Source organism: Rothia sp. HMSC064F07, from assembly GCF_001837265.1.
Taxonomy (GTDB): Bacteria; Actinomycetota; Actinomycetes; order Actinomycetales; family Micrococcaceae; genus Rothia; species Rothia mucilaginosa.
The window spans coordinates 568,798-587,436 of the sequence record NZ_KV831926.1 but is presented as its reverse complement, the minus strand read 5'-3'; the positions used below and the strand labels follow the sequence as shown (position 1 = coordinate 587,436).

The 18,639-nt window shown below is 61.0% G+C and carries 15 protein-coding genes; 5 read left to right on the top strand and 10 right to left on the bottom strand.

Annotation, left to right across the window (positions count from 1 at the left end; all coding sequences use genetic code 11):
* Positions 1–1,504: chaperonin GroEL (groL, locus tag HMPREF2712_RS04925; RefSeq protein WP_070634853.1), on the bottom strand; the 1,504-nt coding region annotated here is incomplete at its 3' end.
* A gap of 105 nt (positions 1,505–1,609) precedes the next feature.
* Positions 1,610–1,897, bottom strand: a complete 288-nt coding sequence (groES, locus tag HMPREF2712_RS04920) for a co-chaperone GroES (protein ID WP_005505066.1) — start codon at positions 1,895–1,897, stop codon at positions 1,610–1,612.
* Positions 1,898–2,123: 226 nt separating this feature from the next.
* Between groES and HMPREF2712_RS04915 the strand changes: the two genes are divergently transcribed.
* Positions 2,124–3,599 (top strand): class I SAM-dependent methyltransferase, encoded by a 1,476-nt coding sequence (locus HMPREF2712_RS04915; RefSeq protein WP_371326249.1) that lies wholly within the window; start codon positions 2,124–2,126, stop codon positions 3,597–3,599.
* 352 nt (positions 3,600–3,951) lie between these two features.
* Positions 3,952–5,100, top strand: coding sequence for a glutamate--cysteine ligase (locus HMPREF2712_RS04910; RefSeq protein WP_070819412.1), 1,149 nt, complete (start codon positions 3,952–3,954; stop codon positions 5,098–5,100).
* Positions 5,101–5,273: 173 nt separating this feature from the next.
* Here the strand turns inward: HMPREF2712_RS04910 and tsaD are convergent, their stop codons facing one another.
* The 5 genes from tsaD to alr all read right to left on the bottom strand — a co-directional run bounded on the left by tsaD (position 5,274) and on the right by alr (position 9,813).
* Entirely contained in the window at positions 5,274–6,374 is a 1,101-nt protein-coding gene (gene tsaD / locus HMPREF2712_RS04905; RefSeq protein ID WP_070819411.1) for a tRNA (adenosine(37)-N6)-threonylcarbamoyltransferase complex transferase subunit TsaD, read from the bottom strand.
* A gap of 144 nt (positions 6,375–6,518) precedes the next feature.
* Entirely contained in the window at positions 6,519–7,073 is a 555-nt protein-coding gene (gene rimI / locus HMPREF2712_RS04900) for a ribosomal protein S18-alanine N-acetyltransferase (protein ID WP_070819410.1), read from the bottom strand.
* Positions 7,074–7,871: a tRNA (adenosine(37)-N6)-threonylcarbamoyltransferase complex dimerization subunit type 1 TsaB gene (tsaB, locus tag HMPREF2712_RS04895; RefSeq protein ID WP_070819409.1), complete on the bottom strand. Its 798-nt coding sequence runs from the start codon at positions 7,869–7,871 to the stop codon at positions 7,074–7,076.
* A gap of 23 nt (positions 7,872–7,894) precedes the next feature.
* Positions 7,895–8,500: a tRNA (adenosine(37)-N6)-threonylcarbamoyltransferase complex ATPase subunit type 1 TsaE gene (gene tsaE, locus HMPREF2712_RS04890; RefSeq protein WP_070819408.1), complete on the bottom strand. Its 606-nt coding sequence runs from the start codon at positions 8,498–8,500 to the stop codon at positions 7,895–7,897.
* Positions 8,500–9,813 carry an alanine racemase gene (gene alr, locus HMPREF2712_RS04885; RefSeq protein WP_070687294.1) on the bottom strand — a complete coding sequence of 438 codons (1,314 nt, stop codon included), beginning with the start codon at positions 9,811–9,813 and terminating at the stop codon, positions 8,500–8,502. Before alr ends, tsaE begins: the two co-directional genes overlap by 1 nt.
* 144 nt (positions 9,814–9,957) lie before the next feature.
* Here alr and HMPREF2712_RS04880 point away from each other — a divergent pair, with 144 nt between their 5' ends.
* The 3 genes from HMPREF2712_RS04880 (at position 9,958) to HMPREF2712_RS04870 (ending at position 14,018) form a co-directional block, all read left to right on the top strand.
* On the top strand, positions 9,958–11,220 hold the full coding sequence (locus HMPREF2712_RS04880; protein ID WP_070819407.1) for a glycosyltransferase: 1,263 nt from the start codon (positions 9,958–9,960) through the stop codon (positions 11,218–11,220).
* 28 nt (positions 11,221–11,248) lie between these two features.
* Entirely contained in the window at positions 11,249–12,031 is a 783-nt protein-coding gene (locus HMPREF2712_RS04875; RefSeq protein WP_049338094.1) for a phosphatase, read from the top strand.
* Between the two features lie 505 nt (positions 12,032–12,536).
* A complete protein-coding gene (locus HMPREF2712_RS04870) occupies positions 12,537–14,018 on the top strand; it encodes a sugar transferase (protein ID WP_049356369.1) in 1,482 nt (493 codons plus the stop codon).
* A 218-nt stretch (positions 14,019–14,236) separates the two neighbouring features.
* On the opposite strand, the gene HMPREF2712_RS04865 is transcribed toward HMPREF2712_RS04870, so the two are convergent.
* The 3 genes from HMPREF2712_RS04865 to glmS form a co-directional block, all read right to left on the bottom strand.
* A complete protein-coding gene (locus HMPREF2712_RS04865) occupies positions 14,237–15,823 on the bottom strand; it encodes a bifunctional ADP-dependent NAD(P)H-hydrate dehydratase/NAD(P)H-hydrate epimerase (protein ID WP_070819406.1) in 1,587 nt (528 codons plus the stop codon).
* Between the two features lie 70 nt (positions 15,824–15,893).
* Complete coding sequence (locus tag HMPREF2712_RS04860) at positions 15,894–16,331, bottom strand: holo-ACP synthase (protein WP_005505045.1); 438 nt, start codon at positions 16,329–16,331, stop codon at positions 15,894–15,896.
* 277 nt (positions 16,332–16,608) lie between these two features.
* Positions 16,609–18,492: a glutamine--fructose-6-phosphate transaminase (isomerizing) gene (gene glmS / locus HMPREF2712_RS04855; protein WP_070819405.1), complete on the bottom strand. Its 1,884-nt coding sequence runs from the start codon at positions 18,490–18,492 to the stop codon at positions 16,609–16,611.
* Between the last annotated feature and the right edge of the window lie 147 nt (positions 18,493–18,639).

Here is an 18,639-nt window from a genome sequence, read left to right as displayed (position 1 = left end):
GCAGAGCCGAACGGGTCACCTTCACCGGGTCAATCACACCGGCTTCGATGAGGTCCACGTACTCGCCGGTCTTGGCGTTGAAGCCGTGGCCCACGGGCAGTTCGGAGACCTTGGAGACGATGACGTAGCCGTCTTCGCCAGCGTTCTCAGCGATCCAGCGCAGCGGCTGAACCAGGGCGCGGCGAACGATCTGTACACCAACGTTTGCGTCGTGGTTGCCCAGGTCCATGCCGTCCAGTGCCTTCAGTGCGTGAACCAGTGCGGAACCGCCGCCGGAGACGATGCCCTCTTCCAGAGCGGCACGGGTGGAGGACACAGCATCCTCGATGCGGTGCTTGCGTTCCTTCGCCTCAACCTCGGTTGCGGCACCGACCTTGATGACACCCACACCGCCGGCGAGCTTAGCCAGGCGCTCCTTGAGCTTCTCGCGGTCCCATTCGGAATCCACGCGCTCAATTTCGCGGCGCAGCTGCTGCACGCGGTCCTCGATTGCCTCGGGGTCGCCGCCGCCGTCCACGATGGTGGTGTGGGACTTGGTGACGGTCACGCGGCGTGCCGAGCCCAGGTGCTCCAAGGTGACCTGCGGCAGGTCAATGCCGAGCTCACCGGTCACGACGGTGCCGCCGGTCAGAATTGCCAGGTCCTGCATGATTGCCTTGCGGCGGTCACCGAAACCGGGAGCCTTCAGAGCGACCACGTTGATGGTGCCGCGCAGCTTGTTCACGACCAGTGCGGAGAGCGCCTCACCGTCAACGTCTTCTGCGATGATGGTCAGCGGCTTCTTCGCCTGAACAATCTTCTCGAGCACGGGCATAATCTCTGCGATGGTGGAAATCTTGCCCTGGTAGAGCAGCACGAGGCTGTTCTCCAGCACTGCTTCGCCGCGCTCAGCGTCGGTGACGAAGGAGGGCGAGAGGTAGCCCTTGTCGAACTGCATACCTTCGGTGATGTCCAGCTCAATTTCGGTGGAGGAGCCGTCTTCGATGGTGATGACGCCGTCCTGGCCGACCTTCTCGAAGGCGCGAGCCAGCAGCTCACCGATCTGCTCGGACTGCGCGGAGATAGCGGCAACGTGCGCCACCTCGGGGCCCTGCACGGGGCGTGCGTTCTCGAGCAGGCGTGCGGAGACAGCCTCCACAGCAGCCTCAATGCCGCGCTTGACGTCGGCGGGAGCCGCACCGCTGGTCACGTTGCGCAGGCCCTCGTTGACCAGTGCCTGTGCGAGCACGGTTGCGGTGGTGGTACCGTCACCGGCTACGTCGTTGGTCTTGGTGGCGACTTCCTTCGCCAGCTGGGCGCCCAGGTTCTCGTACGGGTCGTCCAGTTCAATTTCGCGGGCAATGGACACGCCGTCATTGGTGATGACGGGTGCGCCCCACTGCTTGTCGAGCACAACGTTGCGCCCGCGCGGGCCGAGGGTTACCTTGACCGCGTTTGCCAGCTTATCGACGCCGGCCTGCAGGGACTTGCGGGCGGCATCGTTGAATTCAAGCTGCTTAGCCATGTGTTCGCTACTCCTAGTGCGTCACAGAAAGGAAAATTTGAGGGGCAGATGATAGCTCATGCGCCGTACCGGATGAGCGGTACGGCGCATGAGCATCTGAAAGTATTAGTCGACGATTGCCAGAACGTCGCGTGCGGAGAGAATCAGGTACTCTTCGCCCTGGTACTTGACCTCGGTGCCACCGTAGCGGGAGAACACGACAACGTCGCCTTCCTTGATGTCTACGGGAATGCGGTTGCCCTTCTCATCCACGCGGCCCGGGCCAACGGCGACAACGCGTGCTTCCTGCGGCTTTTCCTTCGCAGTTTCGGGGATGACCAGACCGGATGCGGTGGTCTGCTCAGCCTGCTCGATCTTGATAACGACGCGGTCTTCCAGGGGCTTGATAGCCATAATCGGTTCCTCCGGGTTGTGGATTTACGTTTGATGCGAGACAGCGGCGCAGTGGCGCGCCCGATGACTGTCTCGAGTGCTACCTCAACTCTAGTTTCACCTGTGCTTTCGGTCAAGAAAAGCGCCCCTCTACCGGGGTGTTTCACCGCAAGGCGAACGCTGAGCAAAAAGCTGGGCAAATCGGGCTCCTCACCTCTCAAAACCGGCACCCCGTAAAATGAGGAGCATGCCTATTCCCGCATCCCCTTTTACTCCCGCCGCCAAGCTTCCGTTCAGCGCCGAAGCGCTCGCGGCAGCCGACGAGCTCTACCCGCTGGGCTCGGATACGCTCAGCGCCGTTACTTCTTTGCGTTCGCGAGGTTTTAGCCCCGAGGAGTCTGCACAGATTATTTCGCTGGCGCAGGCTCGTACCCGTGCGCGTGCCAAGTTCGGCGAGCGCGCCCGCACGCTCATGCTGACTCAGGAGGCTGCGGAGCAGGCGACCCGCCCGGTGATTGCGCATTATCGTGCTCAGCGTCTGCGCCCGGTTGTTGGCACGGTGGCTGATTTGGGTTGCGGTATCGCCTCGGATTCTGCCGTGTATGCGGCGGAGCGCGGTGCCGTGGTTGCGGTGGAGTTGGATCCGTTGACGGCTTCTTTTGCGGCGAAGAACCTTGAGTTTTGCCCGCAGGCGCGCGTGTATTCGGGGGATGTGACCGATTATGTGCACGGTGAGCTTCTGGACGCTTCCGGCGAGCCGGTGGGCATTGTGTGGATGGACCCGGCACGCCGCGAGTTGCGCGGTGCGAAGAAGGCTCAGACGGAGCGTCTTTTTGATCCGGAGGCGTTCTCTCCCCCGTTCTCGTTCGTGCTGAGTCTGGCGCGCACTGGCGTGCCGATGGGCGTGAAGTTGGGTCCCGGTTTTCCGCATGAGGGCATCCCCTCCCCCGAAGATATTGCGTCGGAGGCAAACCCCAACCCACGCGTTGAGGCGGAGTGGATCCAGTCGGAGGGTTCCCTCGCCGAGTTGGTGCTCTGGTTTAACGCGCTAGCTCAGGAGGGGGTGGCTCGCACGGCGACCTCTGTGCATGAAACCTCTGCGCGCGAGCTGCCTGCGGAAGAGACTACCCCTAATGATGCCTCCAGCGGAGGCACCGCCAAAACCAGTGCTCTGCTGCCGCCTTACGAGGCGGTGAGCTTCCGCAGCCCCTTAACGGCGGAAGAGGCGCAGCAGAGCGTTGAAGTTCCGACGTCCTTGCCGCAGCCGAGTGAATACCTGTTGGAGCCCGCCCCGGCGATTGTGCGCTCGCATCTGGTCGCTGAGTTTGCGCAGAGTATTGGCGCGCATCTGTTGGATGAGCATCTGGCGTATCTGTGTTCTGCCGAGCCGGTGGAGCATCCGCTGGTTGCCTGCTACGAGGTGCTGGAGGAGATTCCCCTGCAGGAGAAGCAGCTGAAGCGTTGGGTGCGTGAGCAGGGCTTTACGGCGCTGACGATTAAGAAGCGTGGCGTGGACATTGTTCCGGAGCAGTTGCGTGCGCGCCTGCTGGGTTCTGCGGGTTCTAAGCCTTCCAAGAAGAAACAGAAAAAGAACGCTAATTCTTCTTTGGGTGCACAGGAGGGTACGCAGGAGTCCTCGTACCGTCCGGCAACGCTGGTCTTTACCCGCATCGGTTCGGGCAGGGATTCACGCCGCGTCGGCTGGCATGTGCGCCCGCTCTAACCTCACCAGCCCCGGCCGCCCATCCCTAACTACCCAGCACTGACGACTCAGCCCCGACTGCCCAGCCCCGAGGACGGGTTACCGTTCGTGACGATTCATGACGTTTCCGTTCCGGATTCTGCACTCGACAGGGCACCGAGCACCGCAAGACCGTACACTAGATACGGTGCCCGATAAAGACGCTGTGCCGGATAAAGATACTATGCCTGATCAATGATACGCGGCCTAGTAGAGGCACTCCCCCAAGGAGCCGGCTCCCACCGGCTAGCGCACAGCCGGGCAGAGCCCACCGATAATAACTTCCACAGTCGGCACCATGCACGACCCTATTTCCAGACGCAGGAAAGGCAATATGATCGACTTTGCTACCTCCCCGCAGTCCACTCTCGGCGTGGAATGGGAGATTGCGCTCATCGACCGTGAAAGCGGCGCACTGACCCAGCGCGCCAGCGAGGTGCTATCCATCCTGCGCGAGCGCCGCCCCGAGCTGCTTGAGCCCGCCTCCGACCGCGCGCATGTGACCGGCGAATTCCTGGAGAACACCGTCGAGGTGGTGACCGGCATCTGCCGTACCGTCGCTGAGGCGTGCCGTCAGCTGCAGGATTTGGCGGATACCCTGCGCGAAATCACCGATGAGCTCGGCATTGAGTTCTACCCCGCCGGCACTCACCCCTTCTCCCACTGGGCTGACCAGCCGGTCGTGGCGAAGGAACGCTACCAGCGTGTGGTCGAGCGCGCCCAGTATTGGGGCCGCCACATGGTCATTTACGGTGTGCACGTGCACGTGGGTATTGACTCCCGCGATAAGGTTCTGCCGCTTATTGACGCGCTGACCAACTACGGACCGCACCTGCTGGCGCTTTCGTGCTCTTCCCCCTACTGGGACGGAATCGATACCGGTTACGCTTCGCACCGCACCCAGCTTTACCAGCAGCTGCCCACGAACGGTCTGCCCTTCCACTTTGATACCTGGGAGCAGTACAGCGAGTACCTGGAGTCACTCGTGGCAACCGACGTGATCAACGACCCGAGCGAGGACCGTTGGGATGTTCGCCCGGTTCCACGTTACGGCACCATTGAGATGCGCTATTGCGATGGCCTCGCCTCCCTGCCGGATGTTGCGGCAATCGTGGCGTTCACGCAGTGCCTGGTGGAGTACTTCGCCCGCCGCATTGAGGCGGGCGAAAGCGTTGAGGTGCTCGCCCCCTGGCACGCTCAGGAGAATAAGTGGCGCGTCGCCCGCTACGGCCTGGAGGCTAAGATCGTGGTCTCTAACGAGCCGGTGCAGCGTACCCTGCGTGAAGATTTTGAGCTGCTTCTGCCCAAGCTGGAGCCGGTAGCACGCGACCTTGACTGCGAGGTAGAGCTGGCGCAGGTGCGTCGCATCCTTGCCGAGGGTACGGGTGCGGATCGTCAGCGTGCGGTCTTTGAGAAGACCGGCTCTCTGCGTGAGGTGGCGCTGGATGTTGCCGCGCAGTCTCGTGCGCGAGCGCTGCGTTAGAGCCGCTCCCCCGCGCCCCCCCCCGTAACTAAAGCTTGAATACAGAAAATGCCTCGGCGCAGTCCTTTGTGAGACTGTGCCGAGGCATTTCTATGAGCATTTTCGAGGCGAGCCGCATCAACGGGCTCGCGCTAATAATCCCTGCGGAAGTAGCTATTTCAGAGGCAGCCCGCTTAGAAACAAACCGTGGTCACCGGCAGCGAGGAGTCCGTCGTGAAGTCCACACCCGAGGGCTCACGACCGGCAGCGACCAGGCGGGCACCCAGCGCCGCAACCATCGCGCCGTTATCGGTGCACAGGGTGAACTTCGGGATAATCAGGCGCACCCCCTCGGAGGCGCATCGGGCAGCAAGCAGCTCACGCAGGCGCGAGTTAGCCGCCACGCCACCGCCAAGCAGCAGGGTCTTCATGCCCTGCTCGCGGCAGGCAAGCATCGCCTTCTTGGTGATGACGTCCACGACCGCCTCCTGGAAGGACGCGGCGATATCGGCAACCGGGACCTCTTCACCGGCCGCTTCAAAGCTTTCAATCACGCGCGCCACGGCGGTCTTCAGGCCGGAGAAGGAGAAATCGTAGCGGTGCGCGCCGGGCTCCTCGGCGGTGCCCATGAACTTGCGGTTCGACAGGCCGCGCGGGAACACGAAGGCGTTGCGGTAACCCTCGGCGGCGGCGCGGTCAATCGCGGGGCCGCCCGGGTAGTCCAGGCCGAGCAGTCGGGCGACCTTGTCGTAGGCCTCGCCTGCGGCATCGTCGAGGGTCGCGCCGAGCAGACGCACATCGGAGGTAATGTCGCGCACCTGCAGGATTTCGGTATGACCGCCAGAGACCAGTAGCGCACCCAGACCACCGGAACCGGCATTCGCCAGCAGGTCGGAGCCATCTTCGGTGCCGTTATCCTCCAGCAGGCCAACGCCAACGTGGGCAACCAGGTGGTTAATGCCGTAGAGGGGCTTGCCGGTGGCAATAGCGAGCGCCTTAGCCGCGGAGACACCCACCATGAGTGCGCCCGCCAGACCGGGGCCAGCGGTGACGGCGATAGCGTCCACCTGATCGAGGGTGATGTCCGCTTCGGCAAGTGCCGCTTTGAGGGCGGGAATCATGGCGTCCAGGTGAGCGCGGGAGGCGATTTCGGGGATCACGCCGCCGAAGCGCACGTGCTCTTCCATGGAGGAGGAGATGGTGTTGCTGAGCAGCTGTGCACCGCGCACAATGCCGATACCGGTCTCATCGCAGGAGGATTCGATGCCCAGAACGAGGGGTTCGCGAGTGCTCATAGTCTATCTTTCTGTTGCGCTGTCTGCGCGTAGTGCTTCTAGTTGCAGTGAGGTAAGGATGCTGTGGCGTAGGGATGCGGCGTCGTAGAGAGCGACGGAAGCTCGCCTCTATTGCAGGGATTGCCGTTTAGCCCAACGGACTATTTAGAACGTGCATTCCATAATGATGGCGTCGGTTCCGTCATCGTAGTAGCCGCGGCGTACATGAATCGCACGGTAGCCGTTGCGTTCGTAGAGGCGCTGAGCGCGCGGGTTGTCGGCACGCACCTCCAGCAGGATGCGCTCGGCACCCTGCTCGCGGGCGCGCTCGTGCATCTGCTCAAGCATGGCGCGGCCGAAGCCGTGGCCCTCGTACTCGGGGAGCACGCCGATGGTTTGAACGTCGGCGGTGTCGGCTACGACCATGGTTCCGCAGTAGCCGATAGCGCGCCAGCCGCCCTCGTTATTTTCCGAATCTTCTGCAGGTAATTCGAGCATGTAGTAGGTACGGGTCGGGTGGGTCAGCTCTTCGAGGAACATGTCGATGTGCCAGGCGTCGGCGGGAAACAGGGCGGTTTCCATGCGGTGCATGGCCTGCACGTCGGCAAGTTCGGCAACGCGCAGGCGGGCGCCCAATGCCAGATCACTCAGCGCCAGGTTGTTCAGTGCCAGATTATTCAGCGCCAGGTCGTCTCGCACGATATTGTCGGTAGCGCTCATTTAGCTCTCCTTCTGCGCGGCAGCCTGTGCAGCGGCCTGCGCGGCCTGCTTCTGCTGGCGGGCGAGCATTGCGGCGGGGACCTTTGCGTCCGAGTCGCGCAGGTACTGGGCGGAGGTGTCCTCGCTCAGGTTCTCGACGCCCAGGCGTGCCGCGGCGGCAACCAGGTACTCGGCGTGGGGGTGAACCTCGCGGGCAGAATCCACGATGGTCCAGCCGTGCTCTTTGAGAGCCTCGGTGTACAGGCCAGCACCGTAACCGTAGGCGTAGGCGGGAGCCCCACCGGGCAGAATTTCGGAGGCGGGGCATACGTTCGGGCCGTCCACCAGGCTGTAGCCTTCGGCGTTCACGCGGTAGCGGGCGGAGTAGACTTCGCGGCGGCGCGCGTCGGAGAGTACGAGCAGCTCAGCACCTTCAGCAGAGGCGAACGCTCGCTCTATCTTCTCATCACCGGCAACCACGCCAGACACAGCACGCTCAGCCAGCGCGGTCAGGCTCATCATGCCGTACACCGGCACCGACCAGGCAAAACCCAGAGCGCGCGCAGTAACGATACCGGCGCGAAGACCCGTAAAAGGTCCCGGACCGGTACCGGTCAGAATCGCATCCAAATCTTCGCCGCGCACGCCAGCGTCCTGCAGGGCCGCCTGCGCGTAGGGGCCCATCACCTCGGCGTGGGAGCGGGTATCTTCACTCTCGTAGCGGGCGAGGATTTCGAAGGACGCACCGGCTTCGGAGCCGTGCACACGGGCGAGCGCCACAGATGCGGTGGCGGATGAATCAAGGGCAAGTACTAGCACCCTATCATTCTAGCGCGCGGGCTCTAGGCGCTCTGTAGGGCCTCTTTCAGTGCGTCGAAAGCGTGCTCCCAGCGGGGGCCGAAGGCGCGCACCCGCAGCAGGCGAGGTTCGGGGGTGTCCGCTTCCTCGTCGCTTTCGTCCTCGTCTTCGTCGTCCCAGCTGAACTCTTCGGTAGCCGAGTAGGCGAAGCGTGCATCCGCACCGGTCAGTCGGGTGAAGTCCAGCTCCAGGCGGGAATCGCTCAGGTGCTCAGCCTTATCGCGGCCCCACTCGATGACGGTCACCGAGCGCGGCAGGGAGAACTCCAGATCCAGGTCGTCGAGCTCTTCGGCGCTGGAGAGGCGGTAGGCGTCCACGTGCACCAGGTCGGGGCCGCCGGGTCGGGGTCCGTCCGGCAGGTTCGGGTGCACGCGCGAGAGCACGAAGGTCGGTGAGATAACGCCTTCGCGCACGCCCAGGCCTTCACCCAGGGAGCGGGTGAACGTGGTCTTGCCCGCACCGAGCTCACCCGAGAGCAACAGTACGTCCCCGGCGTTCAGGTGCTGCGCCAGGGTGAGCGCCAGGCGGCGGGTATGGTCGGGGCCGGTCACATCCAGGTCGAGTGCGGCAGAAATGTACTCAGCGCTCATTAGCCCTCCTGCTCCTGCCCGGTACCCCACAGCTCGTTCAGCTCAGCTTCAACCCAGGAGCCGCCAACATAGAGGCGCTCCACGCGGGACGAAATGCGGGTCACGATTTCGTAGTTAATGGTCTGCGCGGCATCCGCCCATTCTTCCACGGGCGGGTTCTCACCGGCACCAAAAAGGATGGCGGGCGCCCCCAGGTAGCCCAGGGCGGGGTCGCTCAGGCCGGGTTCGCCCAGGTCAACGACCATCTGGTCCATGGCGATGCGGCCGACCACGCGGTAGGTCTTACCTTCCGCGTTGTTAGGCACGGAGCCGTTCTCCGCGTTCTGCGCGCCCGGGTAGATGCGCACCGGCGCGTTCTCCGCAATGCGCGGCACACCGTCAGCGTAGCCGAGCGGCACCAGCGCCAGGGTGGTTGCCTTGGGAGTGTGGTAGCGCAGACCGTAGGAAACGCCCTGACCTGCAGGAACTTCCTTCACAGCGGCAATATAGCTGCCCACCGTCATGACGGGCTTCAACCCCAGGTCCTCAGCGGTCACCTCCGGCAACGGAGAGAGACCGTAGAGCGCGAGGCCGCAACGCACGCCGTCACCGAGCAGACGCTCCTCCGTGTCCCAGCCCTCCAGCGAGGCGGTCAGGGTCGCCGGGGAGTTCGCCAAATGCACGATCTTCGGGGCCAGACCAGCCTCACGAGCCTGAGCCACAAAAGTATCCAGGGTGTCGAGCTGCTGAGCAGTCTCGGCGCGGGTCGGCTCATCAGCAACCGCCAAGTGGCTAAAAATACCTTCAACCGTAATCAGACCGGACTCCTCGAGAGAAGCGGCACGAGCCACCAGCGCAGGCCAATCCGCAGCGGTCGCACCGTTACGACCCAGACCGGTATCAGCCTTCAGATGCACGATAGCGCACTCGCCGGTGCGTTCGGCTGCGGCGGCTACCGCCTCCAGGTCCCAACCGGAAACACCCAGACGGATCTTTTCCTGCAGCGCCGCCTCAAAATCGGTGGAGGGAGTGTGCAGCCACGCCATGAGCGGCGCCTCAATACCGTCAGCACGCAGTTCCAGCGCCTCGTTCACGTGCACCACACCCAGCAGGTCAGCACCGGCGGCAATAGCCGAACGTGCCACCGGGTACGCGCCGTGACCGTACGCATCCGCCTTAACCACTGCAATGAGCGCGCGGTCACCAATAAGTTCCTTGAGGCGGCGCACATTATGTTCTAGCGCATCAAGGTCAATGGTGGCGCTTCGCTCTGCCTCTGCCGGGGTGCAGGGCGGGCAATAGAGCGGTTCGGCAGGCTGCTGAGGGTGAGTCATGGTCCTTCACGGTCCTTCTAACGGGCGGGTACTACAGGCTGCGCTTGGGCAGCCTCTTTTCTACTAAATTCTAGACCTCCCGGTGTGCGAAAGTCCTGTCGCGCTACACTAGGTCAGGTACACCTTTGAGAGAGGAAAGCATCGATGAGCACTCTGCCGCCGGCTCGGACGGTTCACGTGTATTCCATGCACACCGACCCTTTTGCGCAACCCGGTAGCGGAGATGCAGGCGGCATGAACGTCTATATTGCCCGGTCGGTGCACGCCATGCTGGAGCTCGATCCCGAGCTGCGGGTTGAGGTTTTCACCCTGGACCGCGGTGAGGCGCTTCCGGCTGACTCGCCGTTCCGTCAGCCTCCTCAGCCCGGCGAGCGCATTGTGCGCCACAGCCTTGATCTTCCATCCGCTCGTGGTCTTTCGAAGAATGAGTTGGCTACGGTCACCGATGATTTTGCGCAGGCGTGCGTGGAGCAGGCGCTGTACACCCCGGATATTATTCACGCCCACTATTGGCTGTCTGGTCAGGCTGCGGCTCGCGCATCCCAGCTGTGGTCGGCTCAGGGCGTTGGCTTCCCGGTCCCCGTTCTTTTCACTCCGCATACGACGGCTGCCGCCAAGGATGCGCGCCGCGGCGAAGGTGAAGCACCCGAGCCTGAGGAACGCTACCGCGCCGAGCGTCTGATGAGTAGCTCCGCGAGCCGGGTGATTGTGAATACCCCCCTGGAGGCGCAGCAGATGGGCGAGTACTACGGTACAGACGCGCAGAAGCTTGCCATTATCCCGCCGGGTGTTGACACCTCGATTTTCCATACGATTCCTGGCGTGCATCCGCTTAATGACACCTCGGAGACTCGTTGCCGCGTTGTGTTTGCCGGTAGGCCTCAGCCGTTGAAGGGCCCGCATCTGCTGGTGGAGGCGCTCGCGCTGCTCCCCTCCGACCTGCAGGTGGACGTGGATATTATTGGTCGCTCCGATTCGGATTATGAGCGCCGCCTGTTGCAGCGTGCTGCTGAGCTGGGTGTGGCAGATCGGGTGCATTTGAAGGACCCGGTTCCGGCGTCTGAGTTGGCGAGTATTTTCCGTGCCGCCGATATCGTGGCGTCCCCGTCGTCGTCTGAGACGTTCGGGTTGGTGGCTCTAGAGGCGCAGGCGTGCGGCGCGGCGGTGCTCGCCACGGATGCTGACGGTCTGCGCTTTGCGGTGGAGAACCACCGTACGGGTCTGCTGGTGGCGCCTCGTACTCCGCAGCGTTGGGCTGCAGCTATTGAGCGTCTGGTGCGTGCCCCGTATCTGCGTCATTCGTTGGGTGCGAACGCCGCTGCGCGTGCCCGCACGATGGGTTGGGATCAGACGGCGCGTAAGACCCTAGAAGCTTATGCCGAGGTACGTGAGGGTATCTCGCAGTAATGTATTTTTCACGTTGTGAGGAGTTTTAATGTCTTTCTCGATGAGCCGCGATGAGTTCGCCGCGTACCTGGATTCCGTGCGTATTACCGGCGAGGTGGCAACCGCCCGAGAGAATAACCTGGACCATATTCAGGGTTTCCTGGATGGTAATGAGCACCTTGAGTTTGGTGTGCAGTGGACCCGCGAATGGGATTACGATTCGGTGTTTGAGGTGATGGTTCGCCGCGCGGGTCTGAACCCGGATCGTTCGCATACTCACGGCCAGGACACTATTGGTGCTGAGCAGTGCATCAGCGCGCTGGAGGAGTACGCCCGCATCTTCGGTGAGGCGGTGCGTGCGGGTTCTCGTATTCTGTTTGCGACCGGTCACCCGGCGGGTCTGTTCCCCATCTATGCGGTGATGGCTGCGGCTGCGAAGGCTGCCGGCGCTGAGGTTCTCCAGATTGAGGAGGGCGAGCGCTTCCTGGACGGCGATGTCCGTCAGATTATGGATGTCGTGATGTTTGAGCAGTACGGTAATCTGCAGCATACGCATTTCCCCGGCCCGATGCGCATCGCGCTGGATCAGTTGAAGGCGCGCGGTGTGACTCCGGATCTGGTGGTTTCGGATCACGGTATGGCTGGTTATGCTTCCTCGACCTGTAAGCTGCTGACGATTGGTATTGCGGATTGTAACGATCCGGGTCTGTTTGTGGCGGCTGAGCAGGGGGACCTGCCTGTGTGCGTGCCGATGGACGATAACGTTCCGCCGCGTCGTTATGAGCCGATGATTGATTTCATTTTGGATCGTGCGGGGCTTGAGCGTCCTTAATGCCTCTTTTACACCGTGTGTAGGGTTTGTTATTGAGCCTCCGGGGTTTGTCTTTTTATATGCCGGTTATTGTTTTTCTGCAGGTGCGTGAAACAGTCTGGTGTTTTTAGGAGTTTCTTAGCTCCACTAGGCATTCTTCTCGGGGGCTCTTATTCTCTTCTTTTTCTGTGATTGATTTCATCACGCGGGAGCGACTTTACGGCTTTATTCTTCGAGACGTAAGACCCCCGACCCCGTAGAATAGTTTACGGAACACGTTTATGCGCTCTGTGGGTTCATATAATGCTCCACTAGGCGTCTAACCAGCGCCTTTACCGTAATCTCTGCCATTATTCACTCAGCAAGATTAAGGGTTCACTCATTCATTCAGAACATAGACTAGGACACGTCTCCCTTACACCGATAATTAGGGGTAAATGTGCCTATTCGCCGCTCTCAGTCCACGACACAGGACAAATTTCCGGGGAAGATTACACCGTTGAAAGTACAAGATCGTCTTAAAAAAATGTGGGGTGCAGACTTCGTCGTCAAGCGAAGCTGGCATCCCAAGGTTCAGCGCGCCCTTTACTTTGGCGATTTTCTCGCCATTGTTATCGCGGTTGTTGCTGCGCATCTGATTCGTTTCGGGTGGGAGAATGCTGACCTACCCTATGTGAACGTTTGGCCTATTAACGCCTTGGATGGCCGTATTCCCGCTATTGATTACATTTTCCTGGGCGTCGGTATGGTCGTCGGCTGGTGGTTTATCCTCCAGGTGAACGGCTCCCGTAGCCTGCGCATCATGGGTTTCGGCAATGAGGAATACCGCCTCATTACTCGCGGTAGCACCTATTTCTTCTGCCTGCTGATTATTGTGGCGTTCTTCCTCAAGGTTGACGTCACCCGTATGTACTTGTTGATTGCTTACCCGCTGGGTCTGTTCCTTCTGCTGACGGAGCGTTGGCTGATTCGTCAGGGTCTGGTGCGTTCGCGTACCCGCGGTCGTGCGCTCACTCGCGTCATGATTATTTCTGATGTGACGACCGGTCAGCACCTGTACAAGAACCTGGAGGGCGTGGTTGCTTCCGGTCTGTCCCCCGCTGCGTTCTATCTGCCCGGTTTTACCCCGGGTACCACTGTTGCTGGTGCACCGATTCCGGTGCTTGGTTACAGCACTTCTCCGGCTGACATTATGGAAGCCATCCGCGAGAATGATATTCACATGGTTGCTGTTACGAATGGTCATCACTTGAGCCCGGATCAGGTTCGCCTGCTGGGTTGGAAGCTTGCTGATGCGCATATTTCGCTGATTATGGCTCCTGCGACGACCGATATTGCTGGTCCGCGTATGCACATGCAGCCGTTGAACGGTCTGCCGCTGGTGCACGTGTCGACTCCGCGTATTACCGGTCTGTCGGCGTTCTTCAAGCGCGCTATGGATGTTGTGTCTTCGGGTCTTGGTTTGATTCTGTTGTCTCCGCTATTCCTGGTGGTGGCGCTGCTGGTGAAGCGTGATGGTGGCCCGGTCTTCTTCCTGCAGAATCGTGTGGGTCTGAACGGTGAGCTTTTCAAGATGGTGAAGTTCCGTTCTATGCGTACTGATGCTGAAGAGGTCAAGAAGCGCCTCATGGAGCAAAACGAGGGTAACGGCGTGCTCTTCAAGATGAAGGACGACCCGCGTATTACCCCCATTGGTAAGTTCATCCGTAAGTACTCGATTGATGAGCTGCCTCAGCTGTGGAACGTGTTCATTGGCGATATGTCGCTGGTGGGTCCGCGTCCTCCGCTGGTTGAGGAAGTTGAGCAGTACGAGGACATTGCGTACCGCCGTCTGCTGGTGAAGCCGGGTATTACCGGTCTGTGGCAGGTTTCGGGTCGTAGTGATCTCTCCTGGGAAGAGTCGGTTCGTCTGGACCTCTACTATGTTGAGAACTGGTCGCTTACCGGTGACTTCATTATTCTTCTGCGTACTGTCCGTGCGGTTTTCGCTAAGGAAGGCGCGTACTAAGAAGGACGGTGAGAGTTTCTCCCACTGGTGCGTATGCCGGTTTTTATGATGCTGTCCCGGCACAGGCAGCTCGGCATCGTACATTGATATAAGCGCGTTGAAAAAGGGGCGTGAATCCATTTCCGGTGGATTCACGCCCCTTCTGTGTGCCCAGGGTGTCTGGTTAGCTCTTCGCTTCTAGACAAGCGTCAGAACATCAGGGCGCTAGTTCCGCTCCCCTATTCAGCGATGAGGCGCGCGATGACTTCGGGGAGCATCTGCGCGACGCGGGTTGCGGGTGCCGGGCCGGGCAGAGCGTCCTTGACGCTTCCGGTGGCGCTGGCGCGTGCTGCTTCACCGTGCAGGTAGACTGCGAGCGCGCCGATGGAGGCGAAGGTGCACCCTTCTAGGGCTTCTCCGCGGGCGTCGAAGGCGGCTACGGTTTGGGCGAGCAGGGCGCCGTAGATGCCGGTGAGGGTGTCGCCGCTGCCTGCGGTGGCGAGCCAGGGGCTTCCTCCGGCAACGCTGTAGGTGGCGCCGTTGGGTGCCGCAATGAGCGTGTAGCCGCCCTTGAGCATGACGGTGGCACCGGAAAGCTCGGAGGCGGCACGCACCCAGCGGAAGGGCTCTGCGTCGATATCCTTGCGGCTGGGTACGATGGCGTCACCCAGGTGCTTCTTCCAGGTTTCGGGGGCGAGCTCGTGCACGATGCGCAGGAAGCGTTCGAGCTCTGCGGCGTGCGGGGTGAGGATCTTGTGGGAGCCGAGGTGCTTGCCGGTTGCCAGGTATTCTGCCGCCAGGTCGCAGGCGCCAGCGTCGAGGATGGCGGGTTCGGGCGAGTGGAGCAGGTAGCGGTTCTTATCCAGCGAGTCGTGGCTAGAGCCAGATCCGCCGGCCCAGACGGTGACCCTCTGCAGGGCGGGGGCGCCGCTGAAGTAGACGGTTTCGGGGTTGTGAGCAATCATGAGCTGGCGTAGCTCGTGAGAGTTGGCGTTGAAGCGGACCATGCCCACGCCGGTGTTGAGGGCTGCGCGTACGCTCATGAGGGCTGCACCGGGGTATTCGAGGCTTCCGGTGAGCATGCCCAGTACGCCGCGGGTGTACTTGTGGGAGTGCTCGTCGGGTACTTCGATGAGTTCGCGGTAGTCTTCGCGGTCGAGGACGCGCAGGGCGGGCTTGTGGGCGTTGAGGGCTTCGGGAACGCCCAGGTCGTAGAGTTTGATGTCTCCGGAGTGGACGCTGTGGCAGGTGCCTGCCGGTAGCTTGTGGCCGATGAAGGTGACGGTGCGATCGGCGCGCAGGGAGGGTTCGTGCACGGTTCCGCGGTTGTTGTCGACTCCGGAGGGGGTGTCTACTGCGAGGACCGCGCCGAGCTTACCGTCAAGCTGCGCTGCACGGAGTACACCCAGGTATTCGCCGGCGCTACCGCGTACGGCACCGCTGGAGCCGGTACCGAGGATGCCGTCAATGGTCAAGTCGTAGCCGGTAAGGTGTTCGAGGGTGTGTTCGGGGTCAAGTACGCGGGTGCCTTCGCCGCCTTCGCGGGCGATGAGTTCGAGGTTCTTTTCGCTGGGGTCGAAGATGACTGCGTCAACGCGGTGGCCCTTGGCGCTGAGGCGGGCGCCGGCGTAGATGGTGTCTGCGCCGTTGTTGCCCGGGCCGATGAGGAGCAGGATTTTGGCGTTTTCTGTGCCGTGGAGCAAATCCTGCGCTTCGGCTGCGACGGCATCTGCGGCGCGTTGCATGAGGTATCCGTCGTAGTCGGCGGCTTCGATGTAGGGCTTTTCTGCTTCGCGTACCTGGGAAGCAGTGTAGATGAGCTTCATTGCTGTCTCCTTGGGTGGCACCGTGCGGGCCTTAGGGGTCACCTGATTGTGGTGTTGGTGTGACTCTGCGTTAGTCGTCGGTGTCGTCACCGGCGATGACGCTGAGTCGGTAGCTTTCGGGGTTGAACTTTTGCAGGTGCGCCAGTTCTGCGTCGCTGAGGTATTCGGCGGTTGCGATGGCGATGGCCATGGGTTCGTCGTGGGTCAGCGAGAGGTGAATGCGGTTGATGCCGAGTTCTTTGGCTCGGCGGGCGATGGTGCCCTGAATGATGAGGTACGGCTGGCCGCTTTCGGCGGTGGCGACTTCGCAGTCTTGCCAGTTGAGTCCGGCGGGTGCTCCGAGTACTTTTGCGACTGCTTCTTTAGCGGCAAATCGTACGGCTTGGGAGCGTACGTTCCGGGTGCGTTCGTTGGGGGTGAAGACGCGGCGGACGAAGGCGGGTGTTTCGGTGACAATTCGTTCGAATCGTTCAATGTTGACGGTATCTACGCCGATTCCCATAATCATGAGCTTCACCTTTTACGGTAGGGGTGGTAACCGCGTCCTGTTTGCGGTTTCTCTTGTTTTAAGTCTAGCGAGATTCGTTTCTTTTAGGTGGGATAGCGTCAAATATGACGCATGGTTGATGTCTGTTTCACAGCGTCATTTTTGTTGGTTAATCCACGAATAACCGCCCGATTAAACGACAAGGGCGGTGGTTGAGTTCTTAGAGAACTCAACCACCGCCCTTTCGTTATCGCCGAGGCAATTTCCGAGGATTACTCCAGATGATTACTTCTGAGGATTACTCCACGGTCACGGACTTTGCGAGGTTACGCGGCTGATCAACGTCCAGGCCCTTAGCTTCTGCCAGTGCGCATGCGAAGATCTGCAGGGGCACGGTTGCCAGCAGGGGCTGTAGCAGCGAGGGGCATGCCGGGACGGTGATGAGGCGGTCTGCGTAGGGCTTGACGGCCTCGTCGCCTTCCTCGGCGATGACGATGGTGAAGGCGCCGCGAGCGCGCACTTCCTGGATGTTGGAGACGACCTTGCCGTGCAGGGAGTCGCGACCATTTGCGGAGGGAACCACCACGATAACCGGCTGGCCTTCATCGATCAGTGCGATGGGGCCGTGCTTGAGCTCACCTGCTGCGAAGCCTTCAGCGTGGATGTAGGTGATTTCCTTGAGCTTGAGTGCGCCTTCCATTGCGACGGGGAAGCCCACGTGGCGGCCGAGGAAGATCACGGAGGAGGCATCCTTCATTTCGACACCCAGTTCCTTGACCTGGGTGTCGTTGTCGATGACCTTCTGGATCTTTGCGGGCATGTTCTGCAGCTCGGCGAGGATCGAAGCGATTTCGTCCTTGTACTTGTTGCCGCGCAGCTGTGCCAGGTACAGGCCGAGCAGGTATGCTGCGGTAATCTGTGCCAGGAATGCCTTGGTGGATGCCACTGCGATTTCGGGGCCTGCGTGGGTGTACAGCGCAGCGTCGGATTCGCGGGGCAGGGTCGAGCCGTGGGTGTTGCAGATGGAGATAACCTTTGCGCCCTGTTCGCGTGCGTGGCGCACTGCCATCAGGGTGTCCATGGTTTCGCCGGACTGCGAGAGTGCCACGATGAGGGTCTTCTCGTTCACGATGGGGTCACGGTAACGGAATTCGTGCGCGAGCTCAACCTCGGTGGGGATGCGGCACCAGTGCTCGATGGCGTAACGTGCCACCTGGCCTGCGTATGCTGCGGTACCACATGCGACGACGATGATCTTGTCGATGGTGCGCAGCACCGAGTCTTCAATGTTCAGTTCGTCGAGGGTGAGGTTGCCGTTTTCGTCGAGGCGGCCCATGAGGGTCTGCTCAACTGCGGTGGGCTGCTCGTGGATTTCCTTCTCCATGAAGGAGTTGAAGCCGCCCTTTTCAGCTGCTGCTGCATCCCATTCGATGTGGAAGGGCTTACCCTCTGCGGGGTTGCCTTCGAAGTCGATGATGGAGTAGTCGGTGCCGGTGATGGTCACGATCTGGTCCTGACCCATTTCGACGGCTTCCTTGGTGTAGTCAATGAACGCGGAGACGTCCGAACCGAGGAAGTTCTCGTTCTCGCCCAGGCCGATAACCAGCGGGGAGTTGCGGCGGGTTGCCACAACGCGGTCCGGGTGGTCGGCGTGGATAGCCAGGATGGTGAATGCACCTTCGAGGCGGTTGGATGCTACGCGTACTGCCTCGGTGAGGTCACCGGTACCGAGCTTGTTGTAGATGCTTGCAATGGTTGCTGCAGCTACCTCGGTGTCGGTCTGAGATGCGAACTCTACACCTTCGGCGAGCAGCTCGGCGCGCAGTTCTGCAAAGTTTTCGATAATACCGTTGTGTACGACGGCGAGGCGGCCGTTGTCGACAACGTGGGGGTGAGCGTTGTTGTCAGTGGGTCCACCGTGGGTTGCCCAACGGGTGTGACCGATACCAATCTGGGAGTCCGGCAGGGGGTGTTCCTTGACCTCGTTCTCAAGGTTCAGGAGCTTACCAGCCTTCTTACGGAATACGATGCCGTCGGGGCACACGAGTGCCACGCCAGCAGAGTCATAGCCGCGGTATTCCTGACGGCGCAGACCTTCGAGGACCACATCGTATGCGTTGTGGTCAAACTTGTTACCGTCCGGAGCAGTGTCCAGACCTACATATCCTACGATTCCACACATGCTATAAGTTTATCCCACAAGTATCCGAATATGTGCACGGTGAAATACCGTTATGCGTCACGTTTAATGTGGCTTTCCTAGCTTTTCAGGTTTTACCCTTTTCTTTCCATCAATTTATTTCTTCGCACAAACCATGAGAGTAGATAT

Bases quoted from the DNA above. Each gene is read 5' to 3' on its own strand.
- rimI (WP_070819410.1), bottom strand. From the start codon at position 7,073: ATGAGCGCTACCGACAATATCGTGCGAGACGACCTGGCGCTGAATAAT.
- HMPREF2712_RS04870 (WP_049356369.1), top strand. From the start codon at position 12,537: ATGTGGGGTGCAGACTTCGTCGTCAAGCGAAGCTGGCATCCCAAGGTT.
- groES (WP_005505066.1), bottom strand. From the start codon at position 1,897: ATGGCTATCAAGCCCCTGGAAGACCGCGTCGTTATCAAGATCGAGCAG.
- HMPREF2712_RS04875 (WP_049338094.1), top strand. From the start codon at position 11,249: ATGTCTTTCTCGATGAGCCGCGATGAGTTCGCCGCGTACCTGGATTCC.
- tsaD (WP_070819411.1), bottom strand. From the start codon at position 6,374: ATGAGCACTCGCGAACCCCTCGTTCTGGGCATCGAATCCTCCTGCGAT.
- HMPREF2712_RS04860 (WP_005505045.1), bottom strand. From the start codon at position 16,331: ATGATTATGGGAATCGGCGTAGATACCGTCAACATTGAACGATTCGAA.
- glmS (WP_070819405.1), bottom strand. From the start codon at position 18,492: ATGTGTGGAATCGTAGGATATGTAGGTCTGGACACTGCTCCGGACGGT.
- HMPREF2712_RS04865 (WP_070819406.1), bottom strand. From the start codon at position 15,823: ATGAAGCTCATCTACACTGCTTCCCAGGTACGCGAAGCAGAAAAGCCC.
- HMPREF2712_RS04915 (WP_371326249.1), top strand. From the start codon at position 2,124: ATGCCTATTCCCGCATCCCCTTTTACTCCCGCCGCCAAGCTTCCGTTC.
- tsaE (WP_070819408.1), bottom strand. From the start codon at position 8,500: ATGAGCGCTGAGTACATTTCTGCCGCACTCGACCTGGATGTGACCGGC.
- HMPREF2712_RS04910 (WP_070819412.1), top strand. From the start codon at position 3,952: ATGATCGACTTTGCTACCTCCCCGCAGTCCACTCTCGGCGTGGAATGG.
- HMPREF2712_RS04880 (WP_070819407.1), top strand. From the start codon at position 9,958: ATGAGCACTCTGCCGCCGGCTCGGACGGTTCACGTGTATTCCATGCAC.
- alr (WP_070687294.1), bottom strand. From the start codon at position 9,813: ATGACTCACCCTCAGCAGCCTGCCGAACCGCTCTATTGCCCGCCCTGC.